This is a genomic window from Secundilactobacillus kimchicus JCM 15530, from assembly GCF_001433995.1.
In the GTDB taxonomy this organism is placed as follows: Bacteria; Bacillota; Bacilli; order Lactobacillales; family Lactobacillaceae; genus Secundilactobacillus; species Secundilactobacillus kimchicus.
In genome coordinates, this window is the sequence record NZ_AZCX01000001.1 from 239,110 (window position 1) to 264,030 (window position 24,921).

The window sequence follows — 24,921 nt, forward strand, 5'->3', positions numbered from 1 at the left end:
TGCTTTTTTTATGTGATATTATATAACATGCTTGCGACAAAAATTAAAAAAATATTAGGACTAATTATAGCTGTTAATTCGCCCGAAAGACTGTCATTTGGCCGAATTGGTTTACTAACATGGGTCATTTTTAACTAGCAAACCTTAAATTATCATGTTAGAATTCATAACATTAAGAGAGAGGGAGCGGTTTGGATGAACCTGGCAAACACTTCATTTATGATTCTGGCTAGTATTTTAGTTTTATTTATGACCCCGGGCTTAGCCTTTTTTTATGGGGGCCTTGTTTCAAAGCGAAATGTGGTCAACACGATGTTATCAGTTTTTGTGATGACTGGTGTCGCTATTATTTGTTGGATCGTGATTGGTTACCGGCTTAGTTTCGAAGGCGATTTGGGCGGCGTTATCGGTCGGCCACTTCACCTCATGCTCACAGGAATAAACTTAAACGCCTTAACGGACACCCACATCCCCACCGGCGTCTATGCACTTTTTCAAATGATGTTTGCCGTCATTACTCCCGCGTTATTTGTTGGCGCTGTGGTCGGTCGGATTCGGTTTCGGTTTTTGTTAGGCTTTATCATTTTATGGTCGCTACTGGTGTACTACCCGATGGTGCATTTAGTTTGGAGCCCAAGCGGTTGGTTGGCGCGACTAGGCACCCTTGATTTTGCAGGTGGCACCGTGGTTCATATCAACGCAGGTGTGACCGCCCTGGTCCTTTCTGCTTTCTTAGGCAAGCGGATTAAGTTTGGCGATATTCCTCATACCCACTATAATTTACCCTGGGTACTACTTGGAACGACAATTCTTTGGATTGGGTGGTATGGATTTAACGCTGGCTCAGCATTGGCTGTCAACACCGTTGCTGTTCAAGCAACGATCACGACGACTGTTGCCACGGCAGCGGGCATGGTGACCTGGATGATCTTAGACATGGTCATATCCGGTAAACCGACTTTAGTTGGCATCTGTACCGGGACCTTATGTGGTCTCGTTGGGATTACACCATCCGCCGGATACGTCTCCATTTCAAGTTCCTTATGGATCGGAATTGTGGCTTGCTTAGCCAGCTACGGCTTTGTGACGTTCTTGAAGGACCGGTTAGGGGTTGATGATGCCCTTGACGCCTTTGGTTGCCATGGTGTTAGCGGCATCGTTGGGAGTTTGTTAACCGGGGTGTTTGCCAGCAAAGCAGTTGATCCCCAAATTGCACTAAACGGGTTAGCTGAGGGAGGCGGTTGGCACTTACTAGGCATTCAGACTTTGGCGACTGTCGCCACTATTGTGTTGGTGGCTGTTATGACGGCTATTATCATTGTAGGTCTCAAAGTGGTTATCCGTATGCGGGTGACCCGAGCCGAAGAAGAAAGCGGATTAGATCAAGGAGAACACGGGGAAGTGGCGGATTATACCGTCCCTGTTAGTAATAACTTGGCTGCTTACGAAAGCGACCCGAGTGAATTTGGTCATGAATTTGAAGGACAATTGGCCCGGTTAAAGCGGCCAAATCAATCATAGCTAGTAAAGCACCGGTTTTCAGTATTTGATATACTGGAACCGGTGCTTTTACTGTGAATGGAGGATGATTGATATGGATCGAACGCAACCGGTGGAGCTTGTTAACATGTGTATGATCATGGATCCGGCGACTCAAAAAGTTGTCGTTCAGGATAAGACGGACGTTGCCTGGAAGTTTGGCCACACTTTTCCCGGGGGCCACGTTGAGTTGGGCGAACCGATTGAGGCCGCTATGCAACGTGAAGTTTATGAGGAAACGGGACTCACCGTTTCTCAGTTACAGAGTTGTGGTCTGGTCGAATGGTTTGATCAACCGGCAGGCTACCGAAAAATTGGCTTTTTATTTAAAACTGATCACTTCACGGGTACCCTGAAACAAAGTGCAGAGGGCCGTAATTTGTGGTTGCCATTGTCAGCATTAAACCGTGACAACACGGCCGAAAGTTTCATGGAAATGTTGGCTATTTTCACGGGTCAAGCAACTGTTGCTACGGCGACCATTATGAACGGACCGTTAACCCTGTCAACATTAGCCAATCAATGCGACGACAAGTAGGTCCCAAACGCTGTGCACAATAATGCCCGGCCACAAAGAATGAGAACGGACAAAAAGCCAGCCAAATAAGTAACCTAACAGGGCGACCATGACCAAATTGATGATCATAGTATTAACGGCAATTGACGGATAGGTGGTCAAGTATCGCGGAAGGTGAATGGCCGCAAAGAGTAGGGCTTGCAAGACCAACGCCCCCTGTTGTGACTTCATCAGGCGTAGCAAACGGTTTAAAAAGTAACCGCGAAAAACCGTTTCTTCGCAAAGTCCCACAATTAAGAAATCTTGAAAAACAAAACGCCACTGAAAGCTAGCCACCAAACCAAGGTGGTGGTGCCGCACGAGCGCCGAAAAGATCAAATAACCGGTTAGGCCAATGAGCCACAAGTAGAAGGGTAGAAACGACCAGTTGGGCTTAAAGGGGCGTTCAACCGCTAATTTGGCACGAAAGCAAGCAATCAGTATCAGGCCGGCGCCGAGCCACATCGTGAGTTTAATCACATCCAGTAGCCCTTCTTCCAACCATCCGCCAGTTAGGTTTTTGATGGGTACATTGTAGAAAATTTGAATAATAAACCACGCTAGGAAAAAGTAACCATAGTGGGTCAAAACTTGCCGAAACTCTTGCCGGTTAGTCATTACAAAGCCTCCTGAAATGGTTTCAACTTAGTGTAACACGGGGCTGTCATGAAATTTAATTAAAAAAATGTTTCAAACTCCTTTACTTACAAAATGTAAGTTGATATAATACTTTCTATACTTTTGAAAAAGACAAGCGAGGGATTACCAACATGAAAGAACAATTGATTGAATTAGCTCAGAACCGCCGTTCCATCTATGCATTAGGCCGTAACGTCGCCCAAAGTCAAGATGATATCGCCGACCTGATCAAGAAGGCTGTAAAAGTTGCACCAACGGCTTTCAACAACCAAACAACTCGTGCCGTTATCCTCTTTAACGACAAGCACGAACAACTGTGGGACATCGTAGCCGATCGTTTGAAGTCGGAAGTGCCAAACGAAGAAGCCTACCAACGGACTTTACAAAAATTAAACGGCTTTAAGTCAGCCTTTGGGACAATCTTGTTCTTTACTGATATGGATGTTGTTCACCAGTTTGAAAACGATGCGCCACTCTACGCTGACAACTTTGCCGACTGGGCAGAACAAGGCCAAGGCCATGCAACATTTGCTGTTTGGACGGCTTTAGCTGAAAACAGCATTGGCGCAAACCTTCAACATTACAACCCACTGATTGACGATCAAGTGGCCAAGGCCTTTAATATTCCATCTAGTTGGAAGCTTCGTGCGCAAATGGACTTCGGTTCAATTGAAGCTGCTGCTGGTGATAAGGAATTCATGGACGACGCTGATCGTTTCAAAGTCTTAAAGTAAATTAACCCGCTGCTGTCCGACTAACGGATGACATTCGGTGACAAGTTATCAACAAAAACGGGCAACCCCTTTTAATCACAAGGGTTGCCCGTTTTTGTTGATAACCTGAGGCGTCAACTTTTCTAAGAATTGCTAACTTACCAGGTATTTCATCCAGAATATGCTAGAATGAAACCAATGAAAATAAGTGGAGGGTGCAGTATGAAGCAAAAGGTAGCCATCATTGGTGGCGGCATCATGGGCGCAAGTCTAGCATATTTTCTCGGAACACTTCCCGGTGGCGAGCAAGTGGATGTCACCCTGTATGACTCAGGAATCGGTCAAGCCACATCAAATGCGGCCGGTATCATCTCACCGTGGCTGTCGAAACGGCGAAACCAACAGTGGTACCAGCTGGCTAAGGATGGTGCGACGTTATTAATTCAGTTGTCGCGTGAAGCCAATCTTAGTAACGATATTTATCAGCAGACGGGGACCATCGTGACCCGCAGTGATGAGGCGGACTTACAACTTTTACTGCAGACAGCTCAAAGTCGGCAGCAAGATGCGCCTGATATGGGCACCATCGAGTTGTTGAGTGCCACTGACGTTCAGGAACGGATTCCGTTACTCACCCACGCGCAACCGGGGATCTTTATCTCCGGCGGCGCCCGGATTGACGGTGCCGCTTTTGTGACCGAACTATTACGCCAAGCTCAGACGAAAAACCTCACCTTTCTCCCTGAACAAGTGACGTTAAATGCTACAGGTGATATCATCCGATCAGCTGGCATTAAGCACTTTGATACTGTTGTGGTGCTGGCAGGTGCGCGCACCGCGGATGTATTGAAGCCCCTCGGCGTTACCGCTAAAGTCCGGCCACAAAAGGGCGAACTCATTGAACTTAACGTTAAGGATTATCCGACCCTGGAAAACATGCCAGTCTTGATGCCAGAGGGGGAACGTGATTTTATCCCGTTCGGACATGGCAAACTGATTGTCGGTGCGACCCATGACGATGAAGGTGGCTTTGACCTGAGTCGGTCACAAGCCGTTGAAACGGATCTCTTGGCGAGTGCACAACGTTTTGACGCCGATCTGACAGCGGATAATATTGCCCAGGTCAAAATTGGGACTCGGGCCTACACCGCTGACTTTGCCCCATTTTTCGGCCAAGTTCCGCAGCACCCAAACGTCTACGTAGCGTCGGGACTCGGGTCATCAGGTCTGACAACGGGGCCTGTCATTTCAAGGTTATTAGCTAATAAAATTTTGTACGGATTAGACGATAATTGGGGCCGTTATACGAAGCCCACGAACATCTACTTCGACTAATGTAGCTGGTGGAGGGCCTGTAAAGACAAAGTATGAGCACCCATGTTTTGCTTTTCAGGGACCCAGTTTGTGACCACCAGCCCAAATTGTTGTTGGAGGGCCAAAATGTTATCAACCAGTTCTTGATAATGTTTGGCGTATTGCTTATTGAGACTGTCTGCCACCAATTGACTATCCGTATAGTATAAAACAGTCGCTTCGCCGGGCGCGTTTACCCGTTGTTGAAGCGCCTCAAATCCAGCAATCGCTGCTTTGAATTCAGAGTGATGGTTGTCGCCATCGGGTAACGGTTCTTTTAATTGAGTCTGGTGACCGTCATGAAGGATCAAGATGCCAGCGGCACTTTTCAACGTGGTGCTGTCCGTTGCCGCATCCGTATATAGTGAATACACAAAATCAACTCCAAGAAAGGGATGTAAGACTATCATAGCCCAAAAACGTCAATTTTTATATCAGCCCGGCCCTTTAATGAGTATTATTCTCTGGAGCTGGACTTTAATCGTCTTACTATTAGCCATTATCATTGCACTCGAAGTACAGCCGCAGTTACTCTGGCTGCCTTGGGTGCTGGGATTATTCTTCGTGGCCCTGACGTGGGCACAAATCCATTACCGCCATATTTATTTAGAAAATGGGGTTGTGCGAGTTAGTCGCGTGATGAATCACCAATGGGTGCTCATCAATCTCCACGACGTCAAAAATGTTCATGCTTCCAAATACCGCTTAGGTTTCATCTATGGCGGTAAAATTTATTCATTTATGCTACCGGCTAATTCGGTCATTGAAATTGTTAACTTAATTGAACAGGCACAAGTTGATTAAAGAATAAGAATAAGAATAAGAAGGAGTGCATTTAATTGAACGATATCGAAATCTCCCAAGCCGCAGTGATGAGCCCCATTCAAGATATTGCCGACCAACTTGATTTAAACGGTGATCAGATTGAACCATATGGGGCTGTCAAGGCCAAGATTAAATTACCTGTTGCTGGTCATCCCATTGATCAAAGCCATTTAATTCTTGTCACCTCCATTAACCCAACGCCAGCTGGCGAGGGGAAATCAACCGTGACGGTAGGGCTTGGGGATGCGCTCAAGCAAATCGGCAAGAAAACCGCCATTGCCTTACGCGAACCATCCCTAGGCCCCGTTATGGGACTTAAAGGTGGTGCAACCGGTGGTGGTTACGCTCAGGTGGTTCCGATGGAAGATATCAACCTGCACTTTACCGGGGATTTTCATGCGCTTACCGAAGCGCACGACACGCTGGCAGCTTTAATCGACAACCATATCCAGCAGGGGAATGAACTTAATCTTGACCCGCGCCAAATTATCTGGAAACGGGTTTTAGATATCAACGACCGGGCCTTGCGTCAAACCGTCATTGGTTTAGGCGGCCGAACTTCAGGGGTCCCGAGACAGGACGGCTTCGATATTACGGTTGCTAGTGAATTGATGGCTATCCTTTGTTTAAGCCGCAATCTCAGTGACTTAAAACAGCGTATTAGTCAAATCGTCATCGGGTATACTTATGATAAACAACCTGTGACCGTGAGCGATTTAAAAGTGGCCGGTGCGCTAACCGTTCTGCTTAAAGACGCGATTAAGCCTAACCTTGTTCAAACCCTAGACCACACCCCGGCAATTATCCACGGTGGGCCATTCGCCAACATTGCCCACGGTTGTAACTCCGTTTTAGCAACCGAAACGGCTTTGAAACTGGCTGATTATGTTGTCACAGAAGGCGGGTTCGGAGCTGACCTGGGTGGCGAAAAATTTATGGATATTAAAACACCTGTATTGGGTAAGACCCCCGATGCAGTGGTGTTAGTGGCGACGGTTCGAGCCCTAAAATACAACGGTGGGGTTCCTAAAGATCAATTGGAAACTGAGAATTTAGCGGCTCTCCAAGCTGGCGTGGTCAACTTACACCGTCACGTGAGAAGCATGCAACAATATGGTGTCCCCGTTGTCGTGGCTGTCAACCGATTTACCTCCGATACCGATCAAGAAATCCAGTTTTTAATTGATGATTGCCGTGATACGCTTGGGGTTAACGCGTTTGACACCACGGTGTGGGCGCATGGCGGCCAGGGGGCAACCCGACTTGCTGAGGCTGTCGTGCAAGCGGCTGATCAACCAAGTACTTTCAAGCCACTGTATGAGCCACAAGCCACCTTGACTGATAAAATGAACGCCATTGTCACTAAAATATATGGGGGGCGCAAGGTCGTGTTAGAGCCCAAGGCCGCACGCCAACTTAAAACGTTTGCGGCTAACGGATGGGATCACTTGCCTGTCTGCATGGCCAAGACCCAGTATTCCTTATCAGATGATGCCAAAAAACTGGGAGCACCGGCTGATTTTGACATTCATGTGCGCGAACTGGTTCCTAAGTTGGGAGCGGGCTTTATCGTGGCATTGACTGGCAACGTTCTCACAATGCCAGGATTGCCAAAGCACCCAGCTGCTCTTGACATGGACATCACCGAAGACGGGACGATTACCGGCCTGTTTTAACCAAATTCACCACGATAAACCGGCAGTCTTGCCGGTTTTTTGGTACAATAATGTGATAAACAAAGGGAGCGGGAATTTGATATGTTATGGTTTTTAGCGTTAGCAGTTATTCTAGTGGGCCTGGATCAGTGGGTGAAGGCTTGGATTGCGAGCCACGTCTTATATGGCACGACTCAAGTGGTTTTGCCCGGGATCTTATCACTAACTCACATTCACAACGATGGCGCTGCTTGGAGTATGTTGGCTGGGCAACAGTGGCTGTTTACAGTCGTTTCAGTTATTGCGTTAGCCGTGCTGATTTGGTTCTTTTTTAAAACGCGCTGTCAGTGGGCTTACAGCTTGGGGTTAACTTTAATGATTGCCGGTACGTTAGGTAACTTCATTGATCGACTCCATCAGGGATTCGTTGTTGATATGTTTCAACTCGATTTTATCAATTTCCCGATTTTTAACGTTGCCGACATGTGTTTAACAGTGGGTGTGATCTGGCTGCTAATCGTGATTTTTAGAGACGGGGACCGGGGGTGAACCATTGACTGAGACAACTCACTTTACCATTACAACCGAGCAGGGGCGCATCGACAAGGTGCTTGAGACCCTGATGCCGAACCAAAGTCGGTCACAGCTTAAACAAGCAATTGAAGCAAAACTGGTGCGGGTCGCAGACCACGCCGTTAAGCCCAGCTATCGGGTGGCTAGTGGCGACGTCATTACCGTGACCATTCCTGATCCGGTCGCCCTTGACCTCGAAGCTGAAGACATTCCCTTAGACATTGTTTATGAGGACGAAGATGTGATCGTCGTCAATAAGCCGGCAGGAATGGTGGTGCACCCATCAGCCGGCCATCCCAACCATACGCTGGTTAATGCGTTGTTGTACCATTCGCCACTTTCGACAATTAACGGGACTTTCCGGCCCGGAATTGTTCATCGGATTGATAAGGATACCTCCGGGCTACTGATGGTCGCTAAAAACGACCATGCTCATCAGAGCTTGGCTAAGCAACTCAAGGACAAGACAAACCTGCGCGAGTACATTGCGCTGGTTCACGGTGTGATTAAACAAGACACTGGTACCATTGATGCCCCAATTGGCCGATCACCAAAGGATCGCAAAAAACAGGCGATTGTCGCGGATGGTCGGCATGCGGTCACGCATTATCGAGTGCTTGAACGGTATTTGAACTACACGCTCATCCTGTGCTGGCTTGAAACGGGACGGACCCATCAAATTCGAGTTCATATGAAGTCTATTGGCCATCCACTCGCGGGCGATCCCTTATACGGACCAAGAAAGACGATTAATGGCTCCGGCCAATTTCTACACGCTGAAAAACTTGGTTTTAAGCATCCAACAACCGGTCGTCAACTGGTTTTCGAAGCGCCATTACCGGCTGATTTTCAAAAAGTCATCAAACGCTTAGAAGCACAGCAGAGCCCGAATTGACAAATCAAGGCGATTTTTTTAAGCTAGGTTTATGAGATTTTATTTCTAGGAGGTAGCCCATGGCTAAAGTGGTGGTAGACGCAATGGCAATGCAGCGTGCATTGACCCGGATCACGTACGAAATTATTGAACATAACAAAGGAATTGACGGTCTCGTGATTCTAGGTATCAAGACCCGTGGGGTTTTCTTAGCTGAACGAATTGCGAGTCGTTTAAAACAACTCGAAAATGCCAGTGTGCCAGTTGGCGAATTAGATGTCACGAAGTATCGGGATGACATTGAGCATGACGGTACCGAAAACGACCCGAAAGTGACGGTTTCAAAGATTGATTTTCCGATAACGGATAAAAAAGTGATTTTGGTGGATGATGTGCTGTACACTGGCCGTACCATTCGGGCTGCGATGAGTGCCATTATGGACCTTGGCCGTCCCAAACAAATCAACTTGGCGGTGCTAGTTGATCGTGGTCACCGTGAATTACCCATTCGGGCAGATTTTGTTGGAAAAAACATTCCGAGCTCACAAAATGAACGGATCAAAGTCTCAGTCACTGAAATTGACGGTCAAGATAGCGTCGAAATCATGCGGCAGTAACCAATTCAGATTGGATTGATGGAAATGACACAACGGTATTTAATCCTGGAAGACGGGAGTGTATATGCGGGAAACGGGTTTGGTGCAGGGGCCACAACGACAGGTGAGATTGTCTTTAACACGAGCATGGTCGGTTATCAAGAGGTCGTCACCAACCAAATCTACCACAATCAAATCATTGTTTACTCCCAGCCCATTATCGGTGCCACGGGAATCAGCCATGATAGCTACGAATCAATTTTACCCACGGCTAAGGGGATGGTAGTACGCGATGTCGCAACCATTTCTAAAAACCGGCAACGTTCATTGTCGCTGGATCAATTTCTAAAGCAACATAATATTCCAGGTATCAGCGACGTGGATACCCGGCAATTAATTCGGAAGCTGCAAAGCGTTGGGACCATCAAGGGCAGCATTGTTGATGTGGCCGACGACCATGCGTTTGATCAACTTCATGCAACGGTGTTAACAAATCAGCAGGTTGCCCAAGTTGCCACACCAAAGCCATATCCCAATCCGAACACTGGGTATAATGTCGTGGTTATTGATTTTGGCCTTAAACACGGCATTTTACGACAATTGTCACAGCGTCACTGTAATGTGACCGTTTTGCCTTGGAATGCTGATGCTCAGGCAATCATAAGTCTTGATCCGGATGGCGTCATTTTATCCACGGGACCTGGTTCGCCCCTAGATGTACCAGAATCTGTACTGGAAATGGTCCGCACCATCCAAGAACGGATTCCGTTATTTGCCGTTGGTCTGGGGCACGAGCTTTTCGCGCTGGCCAATGGCGCCTCGATGACGCGATTGGGGACCGCACATCACGGGCCTAACCACCCAATTCGCAAAATTATTACTAATGACATTATTTATGCTGAGGAGGCCCAGGAGTACGTTGTTGACAGTGAAACGGTCGATCGAAACCGACTAATTACAACGTATTTGGATCTCATCGACGGTAGTATTCAAGGGTTGCGACACCGGGATTATCCGGCTTTTTCCGTTCAATTTTTCCCGGACGGCGCGCCTGGACCTCATGACTCTGTTGACTTATTTGACGAGTTTATGGAAATAATGGGGACACGAGAGGGGTAACATGGCTAACGACATTCAAAAAATTCTGATTATTGGCGGTGGGCCAACCGAAATTGGCCACGAAACCGAGTTAGACTCGGGAACCGTCCAAATCATTCAAGCGTTTCAAAAGCTTGGTATTCGCTCACTTTTAATTGATAATAACCCGTTTTCGGTGGCCCTAGAGTCTGTCCAGCCGACGAATATGTTTATTCAATCGGTGACCACCGAAAACGTCACTCGAATTATTGAACGCGAACAGCCGGATGCTATTTTACCCACAGCCGGCGGTGTCTCAGCCATCAGCGTCTGTCAAGAATTGCAGGAAACTGGGGTATTAGCTGAAAACAACGTTCAATTGCTGGGCATCCCGTCTGAGTCGCTCAGTGTAATTAATAACCCAGAACGCATTAATGCCGTTTTGGCCCAAATGAACCTGCCAGTCATTGAATCTGAGTCGGTCGGAACGTTGGATGAAGCCATCACGGTAGCCGGTAGAATTGGTTATCCGGTCATTGTAAAACCCGTTGCACCAAAGATTGATATGAGTCGGATGCTGTGTGATACCGAGGCTGATATGATTGAAGCCGTATCAAAGGGCTTTAATTGGTCTCGGTTTGGCCAATGTGTGATTGAACAAAGCATCGTGGGGTTGAAGGAAATCGAAATGGTGGCCATTCGTGACGGTCGCGGCACCCAGTTATTAATTTCTGGGTTGGAAAACATCGATCCGATTGGTATTCATTCTGGGGATTCAATGGTCGTTGCACCCACGCTGACGTTAACAAATCAGGACTATCAGCGCCTGCGAGATACGACATTCTTCATCGGCACGCAGTTTAATTTCACCGGGGCAATGCATATTCATTTTGCCTTAGATCAAGCCCACGATGCCTATTTTGTCACCAAGGTCACACCGTACCTTGACCGGGGAACCGCTTTGGCGTCGACGGTGACAGGCTACCCAATTGCATTTGTCAGTGCCATGCTGTATCTGCAGACAAATCTCACCGACGTTAAGTTACCAGATGGTTATCGCTATCAGCAAAGCCTCTTGTTAGAACCAACGCTAGATCACGTCACCGTTAGGATGCCAATGTGGCCGTTCGAAGACGTCCCAGAAGCGGACCAACACCTGAGCACGGTGATGCACGCCGTTGGGTCAACGATTGGAGTGGGAAGAAGTGCTGAAGAGGCCATTCTCAAGGCCCTGCGTTCATCTCAGTTCAGTCCGCGAGATGAGCTAACTTCCCGTTCTGATTTAACGGATTACGAAATCATATCACTTCTCATTCACCCGTTAGCGAGCCGAGTATTAGTCTTGATTGAAGCCTTGAGACGTGGCTATCAGATTGACGAATTAACCGAATTAACAAAAATTGATCCCTTTTATTTCCAAAAGTTTAAGCATATTTTAGCGGTTGAGGAATTAATTAAGAGCAAGCCACTGGATCCGACTGTCTTGAAAGAAGCCCGGTACTATGGTTTTGGCGATGGGATGGTTGCCCGATTATGGCGCGTTGATTTTGACACGGTTCGTCAGATAGCTAATGAGCATGATATTACACCAACCTATAAAGGAATCGAACCAACTGCCGCCGAATTTCCGTCACAAACGTCGACGTTTTACAGTACGTTTGAAAACGAAAACGAATCAACACAATTGTCTGAACACACGGCATTGGTTTTAGGACGGGGCGGAAATCAACTGGGGCCGAATGCTTCAGCCGACTATTTTACAACTGAAATGCTAAAGCAGTTGAATAAATCAGGCTATAAAACAGTCACGATAAATACGAACTCTAACGCTGGCTCACTCATGAAGTCGCTGACGGACAAACAGTATATTGAGCCGATTCAGCTTGGGGATGTTTTAAACGTGGTTCAAATTGAACATCCCGAAGTGATTTTTGTACCAGGAAATCGGCACTACTTAACGCGTGAATTACGGGCCCGAAAGTTGCCGGTGGCGGTTTTACCGCCCGATCAGGAGCAGCGTAGTGAGCTAGTTTACGACCACGCCGAAATTGGCTTAGACTTATTTGTGACGGCGCAACATACGGTGCCAATTCTTTTGAGCGATCTACGTTCAGAACAAGGGCTTGCCACTAGTCTCAGTCAGTTGACTGTGATGAAAACGCCTAGTCAAGTGACAAAAACCCAGTTTGACGATATTTTGTCACATGCAACTAATTATTTAACAGAGCACCCACGGACGGGGCTCGTCCAATTGCTATATACAATTGAGCGAGGTAAGGCGATTTTTGCAGGTATTCGACCAACTCGCCTAACTGCGATTGCATTCCTAAATAAAGTAACTGGGATCAATTGGATTCGAATGCTTGTTAGACAGGCACTCGGCGAAATTGACGAGGCACTCATTGCAGATCTACCACTTGATATTCGGTCAAATCGGATCGCTGTTTTACGAGGAACATTCCCGTTTAAACAACTTCAGGTCCCCGAAAAACTTGGCCTGACGACTCAGGAAGTTGGCGCAAAAATTGGATTTGGAACTGCAGAGGAAACAGATTTAACCGATTAAAACTAAAAGATAAAACTAAAAGACCCACTAGTGGTGGCCATTCAGGCAATCGCTAGTGGGTCTTTTAGTTTAGTTGGCTAATTGTTCGACTTTTTCCCGGACGGGCGTCACAAAAAGCGTTCGCTGGCCCTCATAGATCACGTATCCAGGTTTAGCTCCATTGGGTTTTCTAATTCGCTTAACCTGAACGTAGTCAACAGGGACGGAACTAGATTGTCGGGCTTTAGAGTAGTAGGCCGCAATTTCCGCAGCCTCCTGCAGTGTCTGATCACTGGGCATCGCATCATGAATAATGACGTGTGAACCCGGCATATTTTTAACGTGTAGCCAAATATCCGTCTTGGCAGCGCTGTGAAGTGTCAGTTGATCGTTTTGTAAATTATTCTTACCAACCTCAATTGCGGTGCCATCACTTGCCGTAAACTTTTCGGGCTTGGATACCTTTTGTTGGCGCTTCTTGGCGTTCTTTTTACGGTGATCATGATCGCGAAGATAACCCTCCTGTTGCAATTCAAGGCGAATATCGATCAAGTCCTTGGGTGCGGCTAACTCGATTTGGCTGAGAATATTTTCGAGGTAGTCAATTTCAGCCTTGGTCTTTTCAATTTGTTCGTTAACGTAATGCACTGAGGCCTTGAGCTTATTATACTTTTTAAAGTATTTTTGGGCATTTTGGGAGGGGCTAATCTGATTGGAAAGCGCAATCTTTAACGGTTTTTCGTCGTCGTAAAAATTGGGGAGTTCAATCTGAGTCATTCCACGGGTCAGCTGGCTCAAGTATGTCGTCAACAGCTCACCTTTAATTCGATAATCATCGGCATCTTCTGCACTATCAAGAGTTGCTTCGAGCTTTTTGAGCTTGGTCTTATTCTTTTTTAACTCGTTACGGGTAACGTGGATTAGCGTACTACCTTGTTGTTGGACCCGATCCCGTTCGGCCCGATCTTGGTAGTAAAAATCAAGCAATTCACTAAGGGAATCAAAAGTCGTTAGGGTGGCTTCAGGGACGTTGAAATCAAATGGCGCAAAAGCAGTCTTACCATTTTCAAACGTTAACAGGGTTGGCGTTGGATGATCAAAGCGGTCGAAAAAGGCTGTAAATAACGCCATAGGCTCACCTGGCTCATGAAGGGCGCGAGCCAAAGCCAACGCAGTGTCTTGGCCCAACCCTTGATACTGCTGCCGTAATTCATCAGCCAAAACGGTTTCGTTGGGAAACTTTTTGACTTTATCAGCTAAGTCAGACTGGGGGCCATTAAACGGGTTAATTAGGTCCTGGTGGGGCGGATTGATGTACGTACTCCCAGGCAAGAGGGTTCGGTATCGGTTCTGATCAGAACCAACGTGTTTAATGGCATCCAAAATGACTTGCCGACTTTGATCGACTAAAATAACATTACTGTGGCGGGCCATGATCTCAATAATAAGTTGCAGCGCCACTTCGTCACCGAGTTCATTTCGGCTACTAAAGTTTAAATGGACGACTCGGTCATTGTCTAATTGACTCACCGATTGTAGTACGGCACCACTCAGGTACTTTCGCAGCATCATTGTAAAGTTTGTGGGAACTGCGGGGTTCACGAACGGAATCGCAGAAGTTTGAATTCGAGCAAACGTGGGATTCGCTGATAATAATAGAGGGGCTGGTTTCCGATTAGCTCGAATGGTCACCACGACTTCATTATCGTATGGTTGGTTAATTTTGGTGACACGGCCGGTCGAGAGGCGATCGTTCAACTCCTTGACCATAGCGTGGGTAAAAGCACCGTCAAATGACATGCAGTTCACTTCCTTCGTTGTTTCATTTTACATGCAAACATTAGTATAACGGTGTTTGCTATCCATTGCAAAGAATTATCCACCAGTCAAGACTAGAGCCGAGATTCAAAAAGATGTATAATACAAACGACCATTATTCATTGGGAGGAAGCCTATCATTGGAAACCACATTAGAAGCTTTAGGCCACGCGTCAAAAATATTTCAATCGAAGTTAAGCAAACTGACTAAACTGCAAAACATCACCATTGCAGAATGGACGTTACTTAAACAAATTGCAGCGGGCCTAATTACCCAAGACCAAATGGCTAGCGCACTTGGCCTAGACAATTCGACCTTGAGTCGCCAGCTTAAGAGTTTGACCGAAAAGGCGCTTGTAACCAAAACTGCTGTTGGTCAAGACCGGCGACAGTTGAAATATTCATTAGATGAAGTGGGGGAAAGTGCTTTAACACTGGTCAACACAGCGTACGAGCAAACGGTCCAGGCAGTCTTCAAACACTGGCCGGAAGAAGAACAACAGCAATTGCAAATTATGTTAAACCGATTAACACATAGTATTAGTAAAGTTGTCGAAAAATAATGACTAAGAGTTAACCTTGAGCTTCGCTTTTTGCCGTCAAAACTGGTAAACTGGTTTGACGAGCGAGATTAAATTATCGTTTTTATTTTTAAACAGAAACGGGTGTTAAATATGAAAATAGCTGTGGTCACTGATAGCACCAGCTATTTATCCAAAGAAGAAGTCGATAAATATCATATCCACGTAGTGCCCATCCCAGTTATCATTGATGGCCGTTCGTATAACGAGGGCGTGGACATTACCACTGACAACTTCTGGGATAAACTTCGGAATTCTAAGTCATTTCCGAGCACATCTCAACCACCTATGGGCGAGATGATTACGTTGTACAAGAACCTAGCCAAAGAAGGCTATGACACCGTCATTAGCATTCATCTGGCTAGTACCATTTCAGGGATGTTGAACTCCTTAGAGACGGTCTCTGACGAGGTTAAAGACGACATCAATGTGGTGGTCTACGATTCTCAGATTACGGTTAAACTCATGGGCTATTTAGCCATTGAAGCCGCAAAAATGGCCGCTGAAGGCGCTGAAATCTCGGCTATTATCAATCGTCTGGACCAAGTTCGTCAAACGATTGATGAGGTATTTGTTGTGGATGATTTACAAAACTTGGTCCGCGGTGGCCGTTTATCCAATGCTTCAGCCTTTATTGGTAGCATTTTAAAAATCAAACCCTTATTAACATTTGATGCCGAAACTCACGAGATTGTGGCTTTTGAAAAGGTCCGGTCGCGCAAAAAAGCCTTAAAACGGGTTGAAACCCTTTTTGCTGACGCCGTTCAGCAGGTTGATTACCCATTACGAGCAATTGTCATTAACGGTAACGACCCAGAAAGTGGTAAAGCCTGGATGGATCAAATCCACCAGCAATTCCCGGAAATTCCAATTGAGTCATCGTATTTTGGTCCAGTTATTGGGACGCACTTGGGCGAAAAATCCTTAGCGTTGGCGTGGATGTTAGATACAGATCGCGCTTAATTGCCATTATTAAATTAATTATTAATCAACGTTTCTCATCCAGCCATCATGCTGTAGCGTGCTAGACTGCCAAAAACAGTCTACAAGTTGGTCAAAGAATTCTTTTATTTTCGAAAAAAGCATTACCGTTATTGCGGTGATGTTTTTTTATTGGCCGTTAGTTCGAAAAGGAAAGGGGGGCACAACATCAGCGGGGTGACTAATTAGTATTGTGAGGTCGCTAATTTTTATTTTCTAGTTAACATAATATATATTATTCAAAGTAGCGACCAAACAGATATAACAGTCACCATTGCACCTATTATCAGTTTGGATTGACATTCCGGTTGATATTTTACGACAACAACGTCTCATTAGCACATTGCTCAACCAGACTTAATATAAAACTGTTAAACTCCGTCCCGATAACTTAATAAAACAAAAAAGCACCATAATCGCTAAACTCTTACGATTACGATGCTTTTATTCTTACTGTTTTTCATCACGCTTAACATTGAATCGATTGTTGAGCCAGATCGACCATAATGCGCCGACCGTGCCAACAGCGGCAACGACAATCAATGCAACAATTTGAAACCCATGGTACTTTTGAACGGCCACGACGCCAAACGAGACCAAAATAACAACAGCCAAGAAGTCAATCAAGGTTAAGATGATTTTCTCACCCGTGTTATTTTTAGATAGATACAGCGCGATGACATAGACGCCTAGGTAACTAAAAGTGCTAATCCCAACGTTGATATCTAACCGATTTTGAAAAATTCCAGCCAAGATGGTAACGACCGCCAGACAGACGGCCGCCGTCATCGACGTTTTAATTAAGGTTTTATTCAAGCAAAACAGCTCCATTCACATAATAACGTATAATTCATTATCACGTAATTTGAACCATTTCGCAAACATTACTAAAAGTAACGTACGTTCGAAACACTAATCCTTCCAGTTTTGCTTAATAAATTGCGCCCGGCCGCCGATTTCTTCGATCTGATACCTCAATGGGTTCTTTTTATAAAAGTCCTGGTGACCAGCCTCTGCAGGATAAAATGGTTGGATTGCCTCAATCTGGGTCACGATTGGAGCATCAAACCGACCACTGGCTGCCAATTGTTGTTTAGACGCTTCCGCAATTTTGCGTTCCTCGCTATTTGCCACAAAGATGACCGGTCGATACGAATCACCACGGTCTTGAAACTGTCCCGAGGCGTCAGTCGGATCCGTTTGTCGCCAGTAAATTTCCACTAAATCAGCGTAAGAAATGACGGCGGGATCATACGTAATTTCAACCGCTTCAGTATGGCCGGTTTGATGACTGGCAACTTGTTCGTACGTGGGATTAGGGACCGTCCCACCAGTATAGCCTGAGACCACTTTTTCAATTCCCGGCTGTTCGTCAAACGGTTTGACCATACACCAGAAACAACCACCAGCAAAGATTGCTTTTGCACTCATTGCATCGCCTCCTATTCCTTGAATAAATCGACGTATTCACCATAGCCAGCCGCTTCTAAGTCAGCTGCTGGAATGAACTTTAGAGCCGCTGAGTTGATGCAATACCGGAGTCCACCTTTATCTAACGGTCCGTCCGTAAAAACGTGCCCCAGATGAGAGTCAGCCTGACGAGACCGAACTTCGTCACGAATCATACCGTGAGACGTGTCTTTATGATCCGTTACAGCCCGTTTAGCGAGCGGTTTGGTAAACGACGGCCAACCACAGCCTGCATCATACTTATCACGCGAACTAAATAGCGGTTCACCACTCACAACATCAACGTATATCCCGGCTTCGTAAAAAGCGTCATACTGCCCAGAAAATGGCCGCTCAGTTGCTGCATTTTGAGTAACATCGTACGCCTCTTTTGATAAACGCTGCTTTAGATGACGTTTGTCTGCCTCTTCCATTGCAATAGCCTCCTTAAATCAAATGGGTTGTACACAACCTAAATGCAGTATACGCACTTTCCGATAAAATCTCAAATTTGGTGCAAAAAAAGAACCGTAAAAATACGGTTCTTTTAGAGAATCTTAACCTTCGAAAGCGTTTTGAAGCGGTGGCACAACCTGCTTTTTTCGTGAAACGACGCCCGGCAAGTTAGCCTTATCGTCGGTCAACGTCGTGTTAAAAGCTTTTTCAACAATGTCTTTTGGTTCGCCGTAAACAAATAGCTCTGAGTTACTGTCTAAAATGTTAGTGGCTAAAACTAGGAATAAGTCGTAGCCTTCCTTAGCTGCTTCGTCAGCCATTGCGGCCTTCAGTCCGCTTTCACGACTTAAAACATCGTTTAAATCTACCGTGTTAATTTGGTCAATCCGAATATTCTTACCGGCCATTTCAAATGATTTAGCATCAGCTGCCACTAATTCGGCATCAGTTTTAGCGTCTAAGTTAGTCCCAGCCTTCAACATTTGAATACCGTACGTTTCGTAATCAACATCAGCAATTTCAGCTAACGTCTTAACGGCAATGCGATCATGATCAGTCGTTGTTGGTGATTTGAGCAACAACGTGTCAGAAATAATAGCTGATAACATAAGACCCGCAAGTTGGGCCGGAATTTCAATCTTGTTTTCATCAAACATGTTGGTCAAAATGGTGCTCGTGCACCCGACTGGCTCAGCTCTGTAATATAACGGAATCGTGGTTTCAAAGCCGGAAATTCGATGATGGTCGATAACGTGAGTCACCGTCACGTCTTTGATATCAGCAACACTTTGCTGTGGTTCATTGTGGTCAACCAGCATGACAGTATCAACTTCGGAACCCGCCGTCTTAATAATCCGAGGACTTGGTTCATTGAAGTAGTTTAAAACGAAGTTCGTTTCCATGTTCGGTTCGCCCAAAGCAACTGCTTCAACGTCATAACCTAGTTGGCTTTGAAAATAAGCGTACGCCTTTGCTGCAACAATTGCGTCAGTATCGGGATTTTGATGTCCAAAAATTAATTCTTTTGCCATGAATATTCGCTCCTCAATTGAAATTAATGGTGATTCTGGTTATTACCGATTTTGTTGGATTTCCTGTAGCCGAGTCAAGTAGTCCTTCGTGTTGAGGTACTGATCAAACTGCGCTAAGAAGTGACCAATACGCGGGATTTTGTCCTTTCCACGACGAAAGACAAACGCTAAATCAAACCGGATATTAGGTTCAAAACGAGCGGTCCAAGTCTGTTCTTGGGCGCCTTGACCCATCATAAAGGAGTTTGGTAAAGCCGTGTACGCACCCGTTTGAGTTGAGAACCGCAACAGTTGTTGCGGAGTCGTAAACCGAGCGACGCTGTCTGGAAAATTAACCATGGCGTTCTTAAATGATTCGTGGAGCACATGATTTAAGTAGTAGTTCATCGGATAAGTCACCCATGGCGTCTCAGGCACGTCGTTAAACTTGATCCGCTTCTTCTTACTTAGTGATTCATCATGGTGGATGAACAAGAGATCGTCGCTGATGATCCGCTTGGATTCATACGGCTTCCAGTTCTTAATGGAATCATCTGGCAGGTACATAATGGCAAGATCAATTTGGTTATTTTCAAGCCGGTCCCAGAGTTCTTTCCGAGTGAGCATGTGGAACGTAATTTGAACGTCGGGATTTTCCCGGTAAGACTGAATAGCGAAGTCTTCAAAGACACTATCTTCAACTGAAGCCAAAAGGCCGACGTTGATTTCCCCTTGCGTTGCACTCGTCGACTGCTGAATCTGGTCAGTAGCGTGGTTGAGTACATCATAGATCTTGTGGGTCGCATCCAGCATCGTGTAACCAGCGTCCGTCAGACGGAGTTTTTTACCAACTGAGTAAAACAACCGTGCGCCGACAGTCCGCTCCAACTTTTTAATTTGTTGCGTTAGGGCTGGCTGGGTAATTCCCAAAATTTGTGCGGCCTGCGTATAGTTCATCGTTTCGGTCAACTGCAAAAAGTAAGTTAACGTTTTTGAGGAAAAGATGCTTTCTTGCTTAGTTTTCATGGAAGGCCCTCCTAAAAATGGACAACTTTTAGTTATTAAATATATAATAACCATCTTCGACTAATTTCGCAATTAATGTCATTTAAAAATAATGGCACTCTTATTAAAATTAAGACAATATTAACGTTTTGGGCTTTATCCGCATCGTAACGGGCGTCCCTTCGGCGTCAGTATCCACGACGAAGGTCCCGTTTGAATAACGATTACTAAGTGGATAGTCAGCCGGCAACACGTCATGGTGACGACGGTGATCGGTCACAATTTCAATTGGATCAGTCGCCGCTGAAAGCGTCAAAAAGTCAACGACGGTATGTGGGTTAGACTTCAGGGCATGTAGAATTAATACCCCTTTTCTTGCCCGACTCGTGATCGGTAATTCACTAGCAGCCATCTTTTTGAAGGCTCCACGTTGCGTAATTAAAGCGACTTCGCTTGATTCCTGAACGAGGTGTAGGTCTACAACAGCATCATCTTCACCAAGGTTCATGGATTTAACGCCGGTCGTCCGTGCACCATTAACTGGAATCTCGGCTAAATCGTAACGCAACGCTAATCCCTGTTTGGACATCAAAAGAACCGTGCTGCCAATGGCAGGCTTCGGTAGGTAAATCACGTTCACAACTGACGCTGAGGCTGTTTTGAGTTTTTCGTACACCATTGCCCGTTTCTTATAAGTCCGACCCGGGTGCAGATCCTTGACGCTCGTCCGTTTGACATAGCCGTCATCGGTTGCAATCAAGAACTCTCCTGGCACCTGAAGCGTCTTAAACGCATAAGTGGCCATGATCATTTCATCATCTGCAAGCCCGATTGTTTGCGAAATGTGTTCACCGGTTTCTTTCCAGCGCGCGTCGGTAATCTCGTGCACTGGTCGATAAATCAAGTTACCCTTGTTCGTGAACATTAATAAATGGTCGCGAGTGCTGAGTCGCTCTGTAAAGATTGGATAATCATCTTCTTTAAGGCCGTTGTCTTCGGGATCCGAAGCACTATACGACCGGACGGCACTGCGCTTTAAATAACCGTCATGGCTCACTAGGACCACTACGTCTTCGTCAGCGACGACAACTTCCTTGGCAATCTTAATGGTTTCAATTTCGGCTTGAATCTCGGTTCGCCGATCGTTTCGGTAAGTCTTGTTGATCGCCTTAAGTTCCTGACGCAGGACTTTATTCAGTTCTTTATTGTCAGCCAATATGAGTTGATAAGCCTGAATATTCTTATCAAGTTCAGCGGCTTCCGCTTCTAACGCGGTGACGTCAGTATTAGTTAAACGATACAGTTGTAACGCTACAATAGCGTCTGCTTGAGCCTCTGAAAAGGCATATTCGCTAACCAAGTTATCACGGGCATCCTTGCGGTTTTGACTTGCCCGAATCGTCTTGATGACCTCGTCCAAAATGGACAGGGCCTTAATTAGACCGGCCACAATATGCTGCCGTTTTTGAGCCTTATCAAGATCGAACCGCGTTCTGCGAGTAATCACGTCTTGTTGATGTTCGATGTAAGCTTCAAGAATCGTCTTGAGTCCAACGTGTTCAGGTCGACGATGATTGATGGCCACCATATTAAAGTTGTAGGTCACTTGTAAATCTGTATTTTTGTACAGATAGTTCAGAATTCCCTCGGCGTCGGCCTCACGCTTTAACTCAATGGCAATTGACAGTCCCTCACGGTCCGATTCATCCCGAACTTCCGAGATTCCCTCAACCTTTTTAAGTAACCGAATTTCGTCAATACGCTTCACTAGTTGCGCCTTGTTAACCTCATAAGGAATCTCAGTGACCCGAATTAACGATTTATTTCCCCGCAGATCCTCAACGTGAGTCCTAGAGCGCACGACAATCCGACCACGGCCAGTTTCATAAGCTTTTTTGATGCCATCAAGCCCCTGAACAATGCCTCCGGTTGGAAAATCAGGTCCCTTAACGAATTGCATCAAATCATCTAATTCAGCATTCGGATGGGCCAACAAGTATAAGACAGCATCGATGGTCTCACCTAAATTGTGCGGTGGAATATCCGTCGCATACCCGGCCGATATCCCCGTTGCCCCGTTAATTAGCAGATTAGGAAACTTTGCGGGAAGCACTGTCGGTTCGTACTCCGTATCATCGAAGTTTAAAACCATATCAACCGTATTTTTATCGATATCCTTTAATAGCTCGCCAGCAATTTTGCTGATTCGAGCTTCCGTATACCGCATAGCAGCTGCGGGGTCACCGTCCATTGACCCGTTATTCCCGTGCATTTCGACCAAGGGTTCACGGACTTTCCAGTCTTGACTCATTCGAGTGAGCGCTTCGTAAATGGAACTGTCACCGTGAGGGTGAAAATTCCCCATAACGTTCCCGACGGACTTTGCCGACTTTCGAAATGGTTTGTCATACGTGTTGCCATCCTGGTTCATTGCAAATAAAATGCGTCGCTGAACCGGTTTGAGGCCGTCACGAATATCGGGTAAGGCCCGTTCTTGGATGATCGACTTGGAATAACGGCCAAATCGGTCGCTCATGACTTCTTCCAAAGTCAGTTCTTGAATTCGTTGTGTGTCAGCCAATCAGCTTTTCTCCCTTCTTACTGGTTTTTGGTTGTTACTGCTGTCTGTGACTCAGCAACGTTGCTGTCTAAAATGCTACCGTCCTCTTCTAACGTGAACGCGACATTGTCTTCAATCCACTTCCGGCGGGGTTCAACTTTATCCCCCATCAGTGTTGTCACGCGGCGCTCAGCCAAGGCAGCATCATCAATTCTAACGCGCACCAACGTCCGGGCGTCTGGATCCATCGTCGTCTCCCATAATTGTTCGGCGTCCATTTCACCAAGCCCCTTAAATCGTTGTAATTTGTAGCCCTTTAAGTCCCTCGTTTTTTTAGCGAGCTCGTCGTCTGTCCAGGCATAATCTTCGGTCTGCTTTTTGCCGGCCTTTTGGATCATGTAAAGTGGCGGAAGCGCAATGTACACCCGACCCGCATCAATCATGGGTCGCATATACTTGTAGAAGAAGGTTAACAGTAGCGTTTGGATGTGCGCACCGTCATCGTCGGCATCGGTCATGATAATGATCTTATCGTAGTTGGCATCCTCGATACTAAAATCGGCGCCAACGCCAGCACCAATTGTGTAGATCATGGTGTTAAGCTCTTCATTTTTCATGACGTCTTCCAACTTGGCCTTTTCGGTGTTAAGCACCTTCCCACGAAGCGGCAGAATTGCTTGGAACTTCCGGTTTCGACCCTGTTTTGCCGAACCTCCAGCGGAGTCCCCCTCGACAAGGAAAAGTTCGTTCTTATCTGCGTTTTTGGATTGAGCAGGCGTCAATTTACCGGATAGTAACCGTTCCTTACGCTTTTGCTTCTTACCGTTTCGGCTTTCATCACGGGCTTTGCGAGCCGCTTCCCGGGCAGTTCTGGCCCGCAATGACTTGTGAATCATGGCCTGGGCGAATTCACCGTTCTCCATCAAATAATAGCCCAGCTGTTCGCTAAGAACCGTGTCAACAATCGTTCGTGCTTCCGGCGTCCCCAGCTTCTCTTTAGTCTGACCTTCAAATTGTAGAAGTTCTTCTGGAACTCGCAGTGAAATAACCGCTGACAAGCCTTCTCGTACGTCGGACCCTTCGAGGTTTTTATCGCGGTCCTTCAGCAAACCAACTTTACGGGCGTATTCGTTGAACGCCTTGGTCCAAGCACTCTTCATTCCCGATTCGTGAGTCCCACCATCTTTGGTCCGGACATTGTTAACAAACGACAATAACGTTTCCGAATAGCCATCGTTGTACTGTGCCGCAACCTCCACTTCAATGCCGTCTTTACTCCCATCAAAATACATGACATCGCCGATGGTTTCCTTGTCTTCGTTTAAGTAACCCACGAATTCCTTAATGCCATCTTCGAAATGGAAAACTTCTTCTTGCTCCTGACCGGCCCGCTTATCCGTAAGCGTGATTTTAACACCTTTCAGCAAAAACGCTGATTCGCGCAACCGTTCAGCAAGCGTCGAAAAGTTAAATACCGTGGTTGTAAAAATGCTGCCATCGGGCTTAAAACGCAGGCGGGTTCCCGTATGTTTGCGGGTCTTGCCCTTCTTAATCAACGTCGTCACCGGATGACCGCCGTCTTTAAATTGCTGTTCATACAATTCGCCATCGCGCACAATATCGACCGTCAGTTCGGTTGACAGTGCGTTGACGACACTGGCCCCAACACCGTGAAGGCCCCCCGACGTTTTATAGCCGCCTTGGCCGAACTTTCCACCGGCATGAAGCACCGTCAAAATAACTTCTGGGGTCGGCTTACCAGAAGCGTGCATCCCCACTGGCATGCCACGTCCGTGATCGACAACGGTAATGGCGTTGTCAGCTTCAATGGTCACGTTGATTTCGTCCCCATATCCCGCTAACGCTTCATCAACCGCGTTATCAACAATTTCATAGACCAGGTGGTGCAGGCCCTTGCCATCGGTTGAGCCAATGTACATCCCTGGCCGCTTACGAACCGCTTCTAGGCCCTCAAGAACCTGGATGGATGAATCATCATAGGTTGTTTTATTTTTGGCCACTCAAAAGACTCCTTTCAAACCAGCTGAGCTGATTTGTCTGTTTAACGTATTTTATTTGTTCCTAACGTAAAAACCGTCGTTAAGCCATCTGAAAA

The 24,921-nt window shown here is 46.2% G+C and carries 23 protein-coding genes; 13 read left to right on the forward strand and 10 right to left on the reverse strand.

What is annotated here, in order from left to right; translation table 11 throughout:
- Window positions 1-195: 195 nt before the first annotated feature.
- Both FC96_RS01250 and FC96_RS01255 read left to right on the forward strand, forming a co-directional pair.
- Entirely contained in the window at window positions 196-1,521 is a 1,326-nt protein-coding gene (locus FC96_RS01250; protein WP_056941706.1) for an ammonium transporter, read from the forward strand.
- A gap of 73 nt (window positions 1,522-1,594) precedes the next feature.
- Window positions 1,595-2,077: an 8-oxo-dGTP diphosphatase gene (locus tag FC96_RS01255; protein ID WP_054659509.1), complete on the forward strand. Its 483-nt coding sequence runs from the start codon at window positions 1,595-1,597 to the stop codon at window positions 2,075-2,077.
- Here the strand turns inward: FC96_RS01255 and FC96_RS01260 are convergent.
- Complete coding sequence (locus FC96_RS01260) at window positions 2,051-2,713, reverse strand: CPBP family intramembrane glutamic endopeptidase (protein ID WP_054659511.1); 663 nt, start codon at window positions 2,711-2,713, stop codon at window positions 2,051-2,053. The two genes, FC96_RS01255 and FC96_RS01260, sit on opposite strands and share 27 nt — an antisense overlap.
- A gap of 152 nt (window positions 2,714-2,865) precedes the next feature.
- On the opposite strand from FC96_RS01260, the gene FC96_RS01265 reads away from it, so the two are divergent.
- Window positions 2,866-3,468, forward strand: a complete 603-nt coding sequence (locus FC96_RS01265) for a nitroreductase family protein (protein ID WP_056941707.1) — start codon at window positions 2,866-2,868, stop codon at window positions 3,466-3,468.
- 201 nt (window positions 3,469-3,669) lie between these two features.
- A complete protein-coding gene (locus FC96_RS01270) occupies window positions 3,670-4,782 on the forward strand; it encodes an NAD(P)/FAD-dependent oxidoreductase (RefSeq protein WP_056941708.1) in 1,113 nt (370 codons plus the stop codon).
- Here FC96_RS01270 and FC96_RS01275 read toward each other — a convergent pair.
- The gene (locus FC96_RS01275) at window positions 4,779-5,174 is read right to left on the reverse strand and encodes a ribonuclease HI family protein (RefSeq protein WP_082593132.1); all 396 of its coding nucleotides are present in this window, start codon (window positions 5,172-5,174) and stop codon (window positions 4,779-4,781) included. The genes FC96_RS01270 and FC96_RS01275 overlap by 4 nt on opposite strands.
- A 34-nt stretch (window positions 5,175-5,208) precedes the next feature.
- On the opposite strand from FC96_RS01275, the gene FC96_RS01280 reads away from it, so the two are divergent.
- From FC96_RS01280 to FC96_RS01310, 7 genes are all read left to right on the forward strand, one after another.
- Window positions 5,209-5,604: an EbsA family protein gene (locus FC96_RS01280; protein ID WP_268872559.1), complete on the forward strand. Its 396-nt coding sequence runs from the start codon at window positions 5,209-5,211 to the stop codon at window positions 5,602-5,604.
- A gap of 35 nt (window positions 5,605-5,639) precedes the next feature.
- Window positions 5,640-7,301: a formate--tetrahydrofolate ligase gene (locus tag FC96_RS01285; protein WP_056941709.1), complete on the forward strand. Its 1,662-nt coding sequence runs from the start codon at window positions 5,640-5,642 to the stop codon at window positions 7,299-7,301.
- Window positions 7,302-7,382: 81 nt separating this feature from the next.
- Window positions 7,383-7,829, forward strand: coding sequence for a signal peptidase II (lspA, locus tag FC96_RS01290; RefSeq protein WP_056941710.1), 447 nt, complete (start codon window positions 7,383-7,385; stop codon window positions 7,827-7,829).
- A 4-nt stretch (window positions 7,830-7,833) separates the two neighbouring features.
- Window positions 7,834-8,748 carry an RluA family pseudouridine synthase gene (locus tag FC96_RS01295; RefSeq protein WP_056941711.1) on the forward strand — a complete coding sequence of 305 codons (915 nt, stop codon included), beginning with the start codon at window positions 7,834-7,836 and terminating at the stop codon, window positions 8,746-8,748.
- 59 nt (window positions 8,749-8,807) lie between these two features.
- Window positions 8,808-9,344 carry a bifunctional pyr operon transcriptional regulator/uracil phosphoribosyltransferase PyrR gene (pyrR, locus tag FC96_RS01300; protein ID WP_056941712.1) on the forward strand — a complete coding sequence of 179 codons (537 nt, stop codon included), beginning with the start codon at window positions 8,808-8,810 and terminating at the stop codon, window positions 9,342-9,344.
- A 24-nt stretch (window positions 9,345-9,368) separates the two neighbouring features.
- Window positions 9,369-10,442: a carbamoyl phosphate synthase small subunit gene (locus FC96_RS01305; RefSeq protein ID WP_056941713.1), complete on the forward strand. Its 1,074-nt coding sequence runs from the start codon at window positions 9,369-9,371 to the stop codon at window positions 10,440-10,442.
- Window position 10,443: 1 nt separating this feature from the next.
- Window positions 10,444-12,966 (forward strand): carbamoyl phosphate synthase preATP-grasp domain-containing protein, encoded by a 2,523-nt coding sequence (locus FC96_RS01310; protein WP_056941714.1) that lies wholly within the window; start codon window positions 10,444-10,446, stop codon window positions 12,964-12,966.
- A 69-nt stretch (window positions 12,967-13,035) separates the two neighbouring features.
- Here the strand turns inward: FC96_RS01310 and FC96_RS01315 are convergent, their stop codons facing one another.
- Window positions 13,036-14,745: an NFACT RNA binding domain-containing protein gene (locus FC96_RS01315; RefSeq protein ID WP_056941715.1), complete on the reverse strand. Its 1,710-nt coding sequence runs from the start codon at window positions 14,743-14,745 to the stop codon at window positions 13,036-13,038.
- 158 nt (window positions 14,746-14,903) lie between these two features.
- Here FC96_RS01315 and FC96_RS01320 point away from each other — a divergent pair, with 158 nt between their 5' ends.
- Both FC96_RS01320 and FC96_RS01325 read left to right on the forward strand, forming a co-directional pair.
- The gene (locus FC96_RS01320) at window positions 14,904-15,326 is read left to right on the forward strand and encodes a MarR family winged helix-turn-helix transcriptional regulator (RefSeq protein ID WP_054659517.1); all 423 of its coding nucleotides are present in this window, start codon (window positions 14,904-14,906) and stop codon (window positions 15,324-15,326) included.
- 111 nt (window positions 15,327-15,437) lie between these two features.
- Entirely contained in the window at window positions 15,438-16,307 is an 870-nt protein-coding gene (locus FC96_RS01325) for a DegV family protein (RefSeq protein ID WP_056941716.1), read from the forward strand.
- 468 nt (window positions 16,308-16,775) lie between these two features.
- Here FC96_RS01325 and FC96_RS01330 read toward each other — a convergent pair whose 3' ends face one another.
- The 7 genes from FC96_RS01330 to parE form a co-directional block, all read right to left on the reverse strand.
- The gene (locus FC96_RS01330; RefSeq protein ID WP_054659519.1) at window positions 16,776-17,141 is read right to left on the reverse strand and encodes a hypothetical protein; all 366 of its coding nucleotides are present in this window, start codon (window positions 17,139-17,141) and stop codon (window positions 16,776-16,778) included.
- A 96-nt stretch (window positions 17,142-17,237) separates the two neighbouring features.
- Window positions 17,238-17,756: a peptide-methionine (S)-S-oxide reductase MsrA gene (gene msrA, locus FC96_RS01335; RefSeq protein WP_054659521.1), complete on the reverse strand. Its 519-nt coding sequence runs from the start codon at window positions 17,754-17,756 to the stop codon at window positions 17,238-17,240.
- 11 nt (window positions 17,757-17,767) lie between these two features.
- Complete coding sequence (gene msrB, locus FC96_RS01340) at window positions 17,768-18,208, reverse strand: peptide-methionine (R)-S-oxide reductase MsrB (RefSeq protein WP_054659523.1); 441 nt, start codon at window positions 18,206-18,208, stop codon at window positions 17,768-17,770.
- Between the two features lie 123 nt (window positions 18,209-18,331).
- Window positions 18,332-19,261, reverse strand: coding sequence for a manganese-dependent inorganic pyrophosphatase (locus FC96_RS01345; RefSeq protein WP_056941717.1), 930 nt, complete (start codon window positions 19,259-19,261; stop codon window positions 18,332-18,334).
- Window positions 19,262-19,303: 42 nt separating this feature from the next.
- Window positions 19,304-20,266, reverse strand: a complete 963-nt coding sequence (locus FC96_RS01350) for a LysR family transcriptional regulator (RefSeq protein WP_056941718.1) — start codon at window positions 20,264-20,266, stop codon at window positions 19,304-19,306.
- A 109-nt stretch (window positions 20,267-20,375) separates the two neighbouring features.
- On the reverse strand, window positions 20,376-22,826 hold the full coding sequence (parC, locus tag FC96_RS01355; protein ID WP_056941719.1) for a DNA topoisomerase IV subunit A: 2,451 nt from the start codon (window positions 22,824-22,826) through the stop codon (window positions 20,376-20,378).
- A gap of 17 nt (window positions 22,827-22,843) precedes the next feature.
- Window positions 22,844-24,826: a DNA topoisomerase IV subunit B gene (gene parE, locus FC96_RS01360; RefSeq protein ID WP_056941720.1), complete on the reverse strand. Its 1,983-nt coding sequence runs from the start codon at window positions 24,824-24,826 to the stop codon at window positions 22,844-22,846.
- Window positions 24,827-24,921 lie beyond the last annotated feature (95 nt).

What these genes read in the sequence shown, in the direction of transcription:
- FC96_RS01250 (WP_056941706.1), top strand. Translation starts at nt 196, where the DNA reads ATGAACCTGGCAAACACTTCATTTATGATTCTGGCTAGTATTTTAGTT.
- FC96_RS01255 (WP_054659509.1), top strand. Translation starts at nt 1,595, where the DNA reads ATGGATCGAACGCAACCGGTGGAGCTTGTTAACATGTGTATGATCATG.
- FC96_RS01260 (WP_054659511.1), bottom strand. Translation starts at nt 2,713, where the DNA reads ATGACTAACCGGCAAGAGTTTCGGCAAGTTTTGACCCACTATGGTTAC.
- FC96_RS01265 (WP_056941707.1), top strand. Translation starts at nt 2,866, where the DNA reads ATGAAAGAACAATTGATTGAATTAGCTCAGAACCGCCGTTCCATCTAT.
- FC96_RS01270 (WP_056941708.1), top strand. Translation starts at nt 3,670, where the DNA reads ATGAAGCAAAAGGTAGCCATCATTGGTGGCGGCATCATGGGCGCAAGT.
- lspA (WP_056941710.1), top strand. Translation starts at nt 7,383, where the DNA reads ATGTTATGGTTTTTAGCGTTAGCAGTTATTCTAGTGGGCCTGGATCAG.
- pyrR (WP_056941712.1), top strand. Translation starts at nt 8,808, where the DNA reads ATGGCTAAAGTGGTGGTAGACGCAATGGCAATGCAGCGTGCATTGACC.
- FC96_RS01305 (WP_056941713.1), top strand. Translation starts at nt 9,369, where the DNA reads ATGACACAACGGTATTTAATCCTGGAAGACGGGAGTGTATATGCGGGA.
- FC96_RS01310 (WP_056941714.1), top strand. Translation starts at nt 10,444, where the DNA reads ATGGCTAACGACATTCAAAAAATTCTGATTATTGGCGGTGGGCCAACC.
- FC96_RS01315 (WP_056941715.1), bottom strand. Translation starts at nt 14,745, where the DNA reads ATGTCATTTGACGGTGCTTTTACCCACGCTATGGTCAAGGAGTTGAAC.
- FC96_RS01325 (WP_056941716.1), top strand. Translation starts at nt 15,438, where the DNA reads ATGAAAATAGCTGTGGTCACTGATAGCACCAGCTATTTATCCAAAGAA.
- msrA (WP_054659521.1), bottom strand. Translation starts at nt 17,756, where the DNA reads ATGAGTGCAAAAGCAATCTTTGCTGGTGGTTGTTTCTGGTGTATGGTC.
- msrB (WP_054659523.1), bottom strand. Translation starts at nt 18,208, where the DNA reads ATGGAAGAGGCAGACAAACGTCATCTAAAGCAGCGTTTATCAAAAGAG.
- FC96_RS01345 (WP_056941717.1), bottom strand. Translation starts at nt 19,261, where the DNA reads ATGGCAAAAGAATTAATTTTTGGACATCAAAATCCCGATACTGACGCA.
- FC96_RS01350 (WP_056941718.1), bottom strand. Translation starts at nt 20,266, where the DNA reads ATGAAAACTAAGCAAGAAAGCATCTTTTCCTCAAAAACGTTAACTTAC.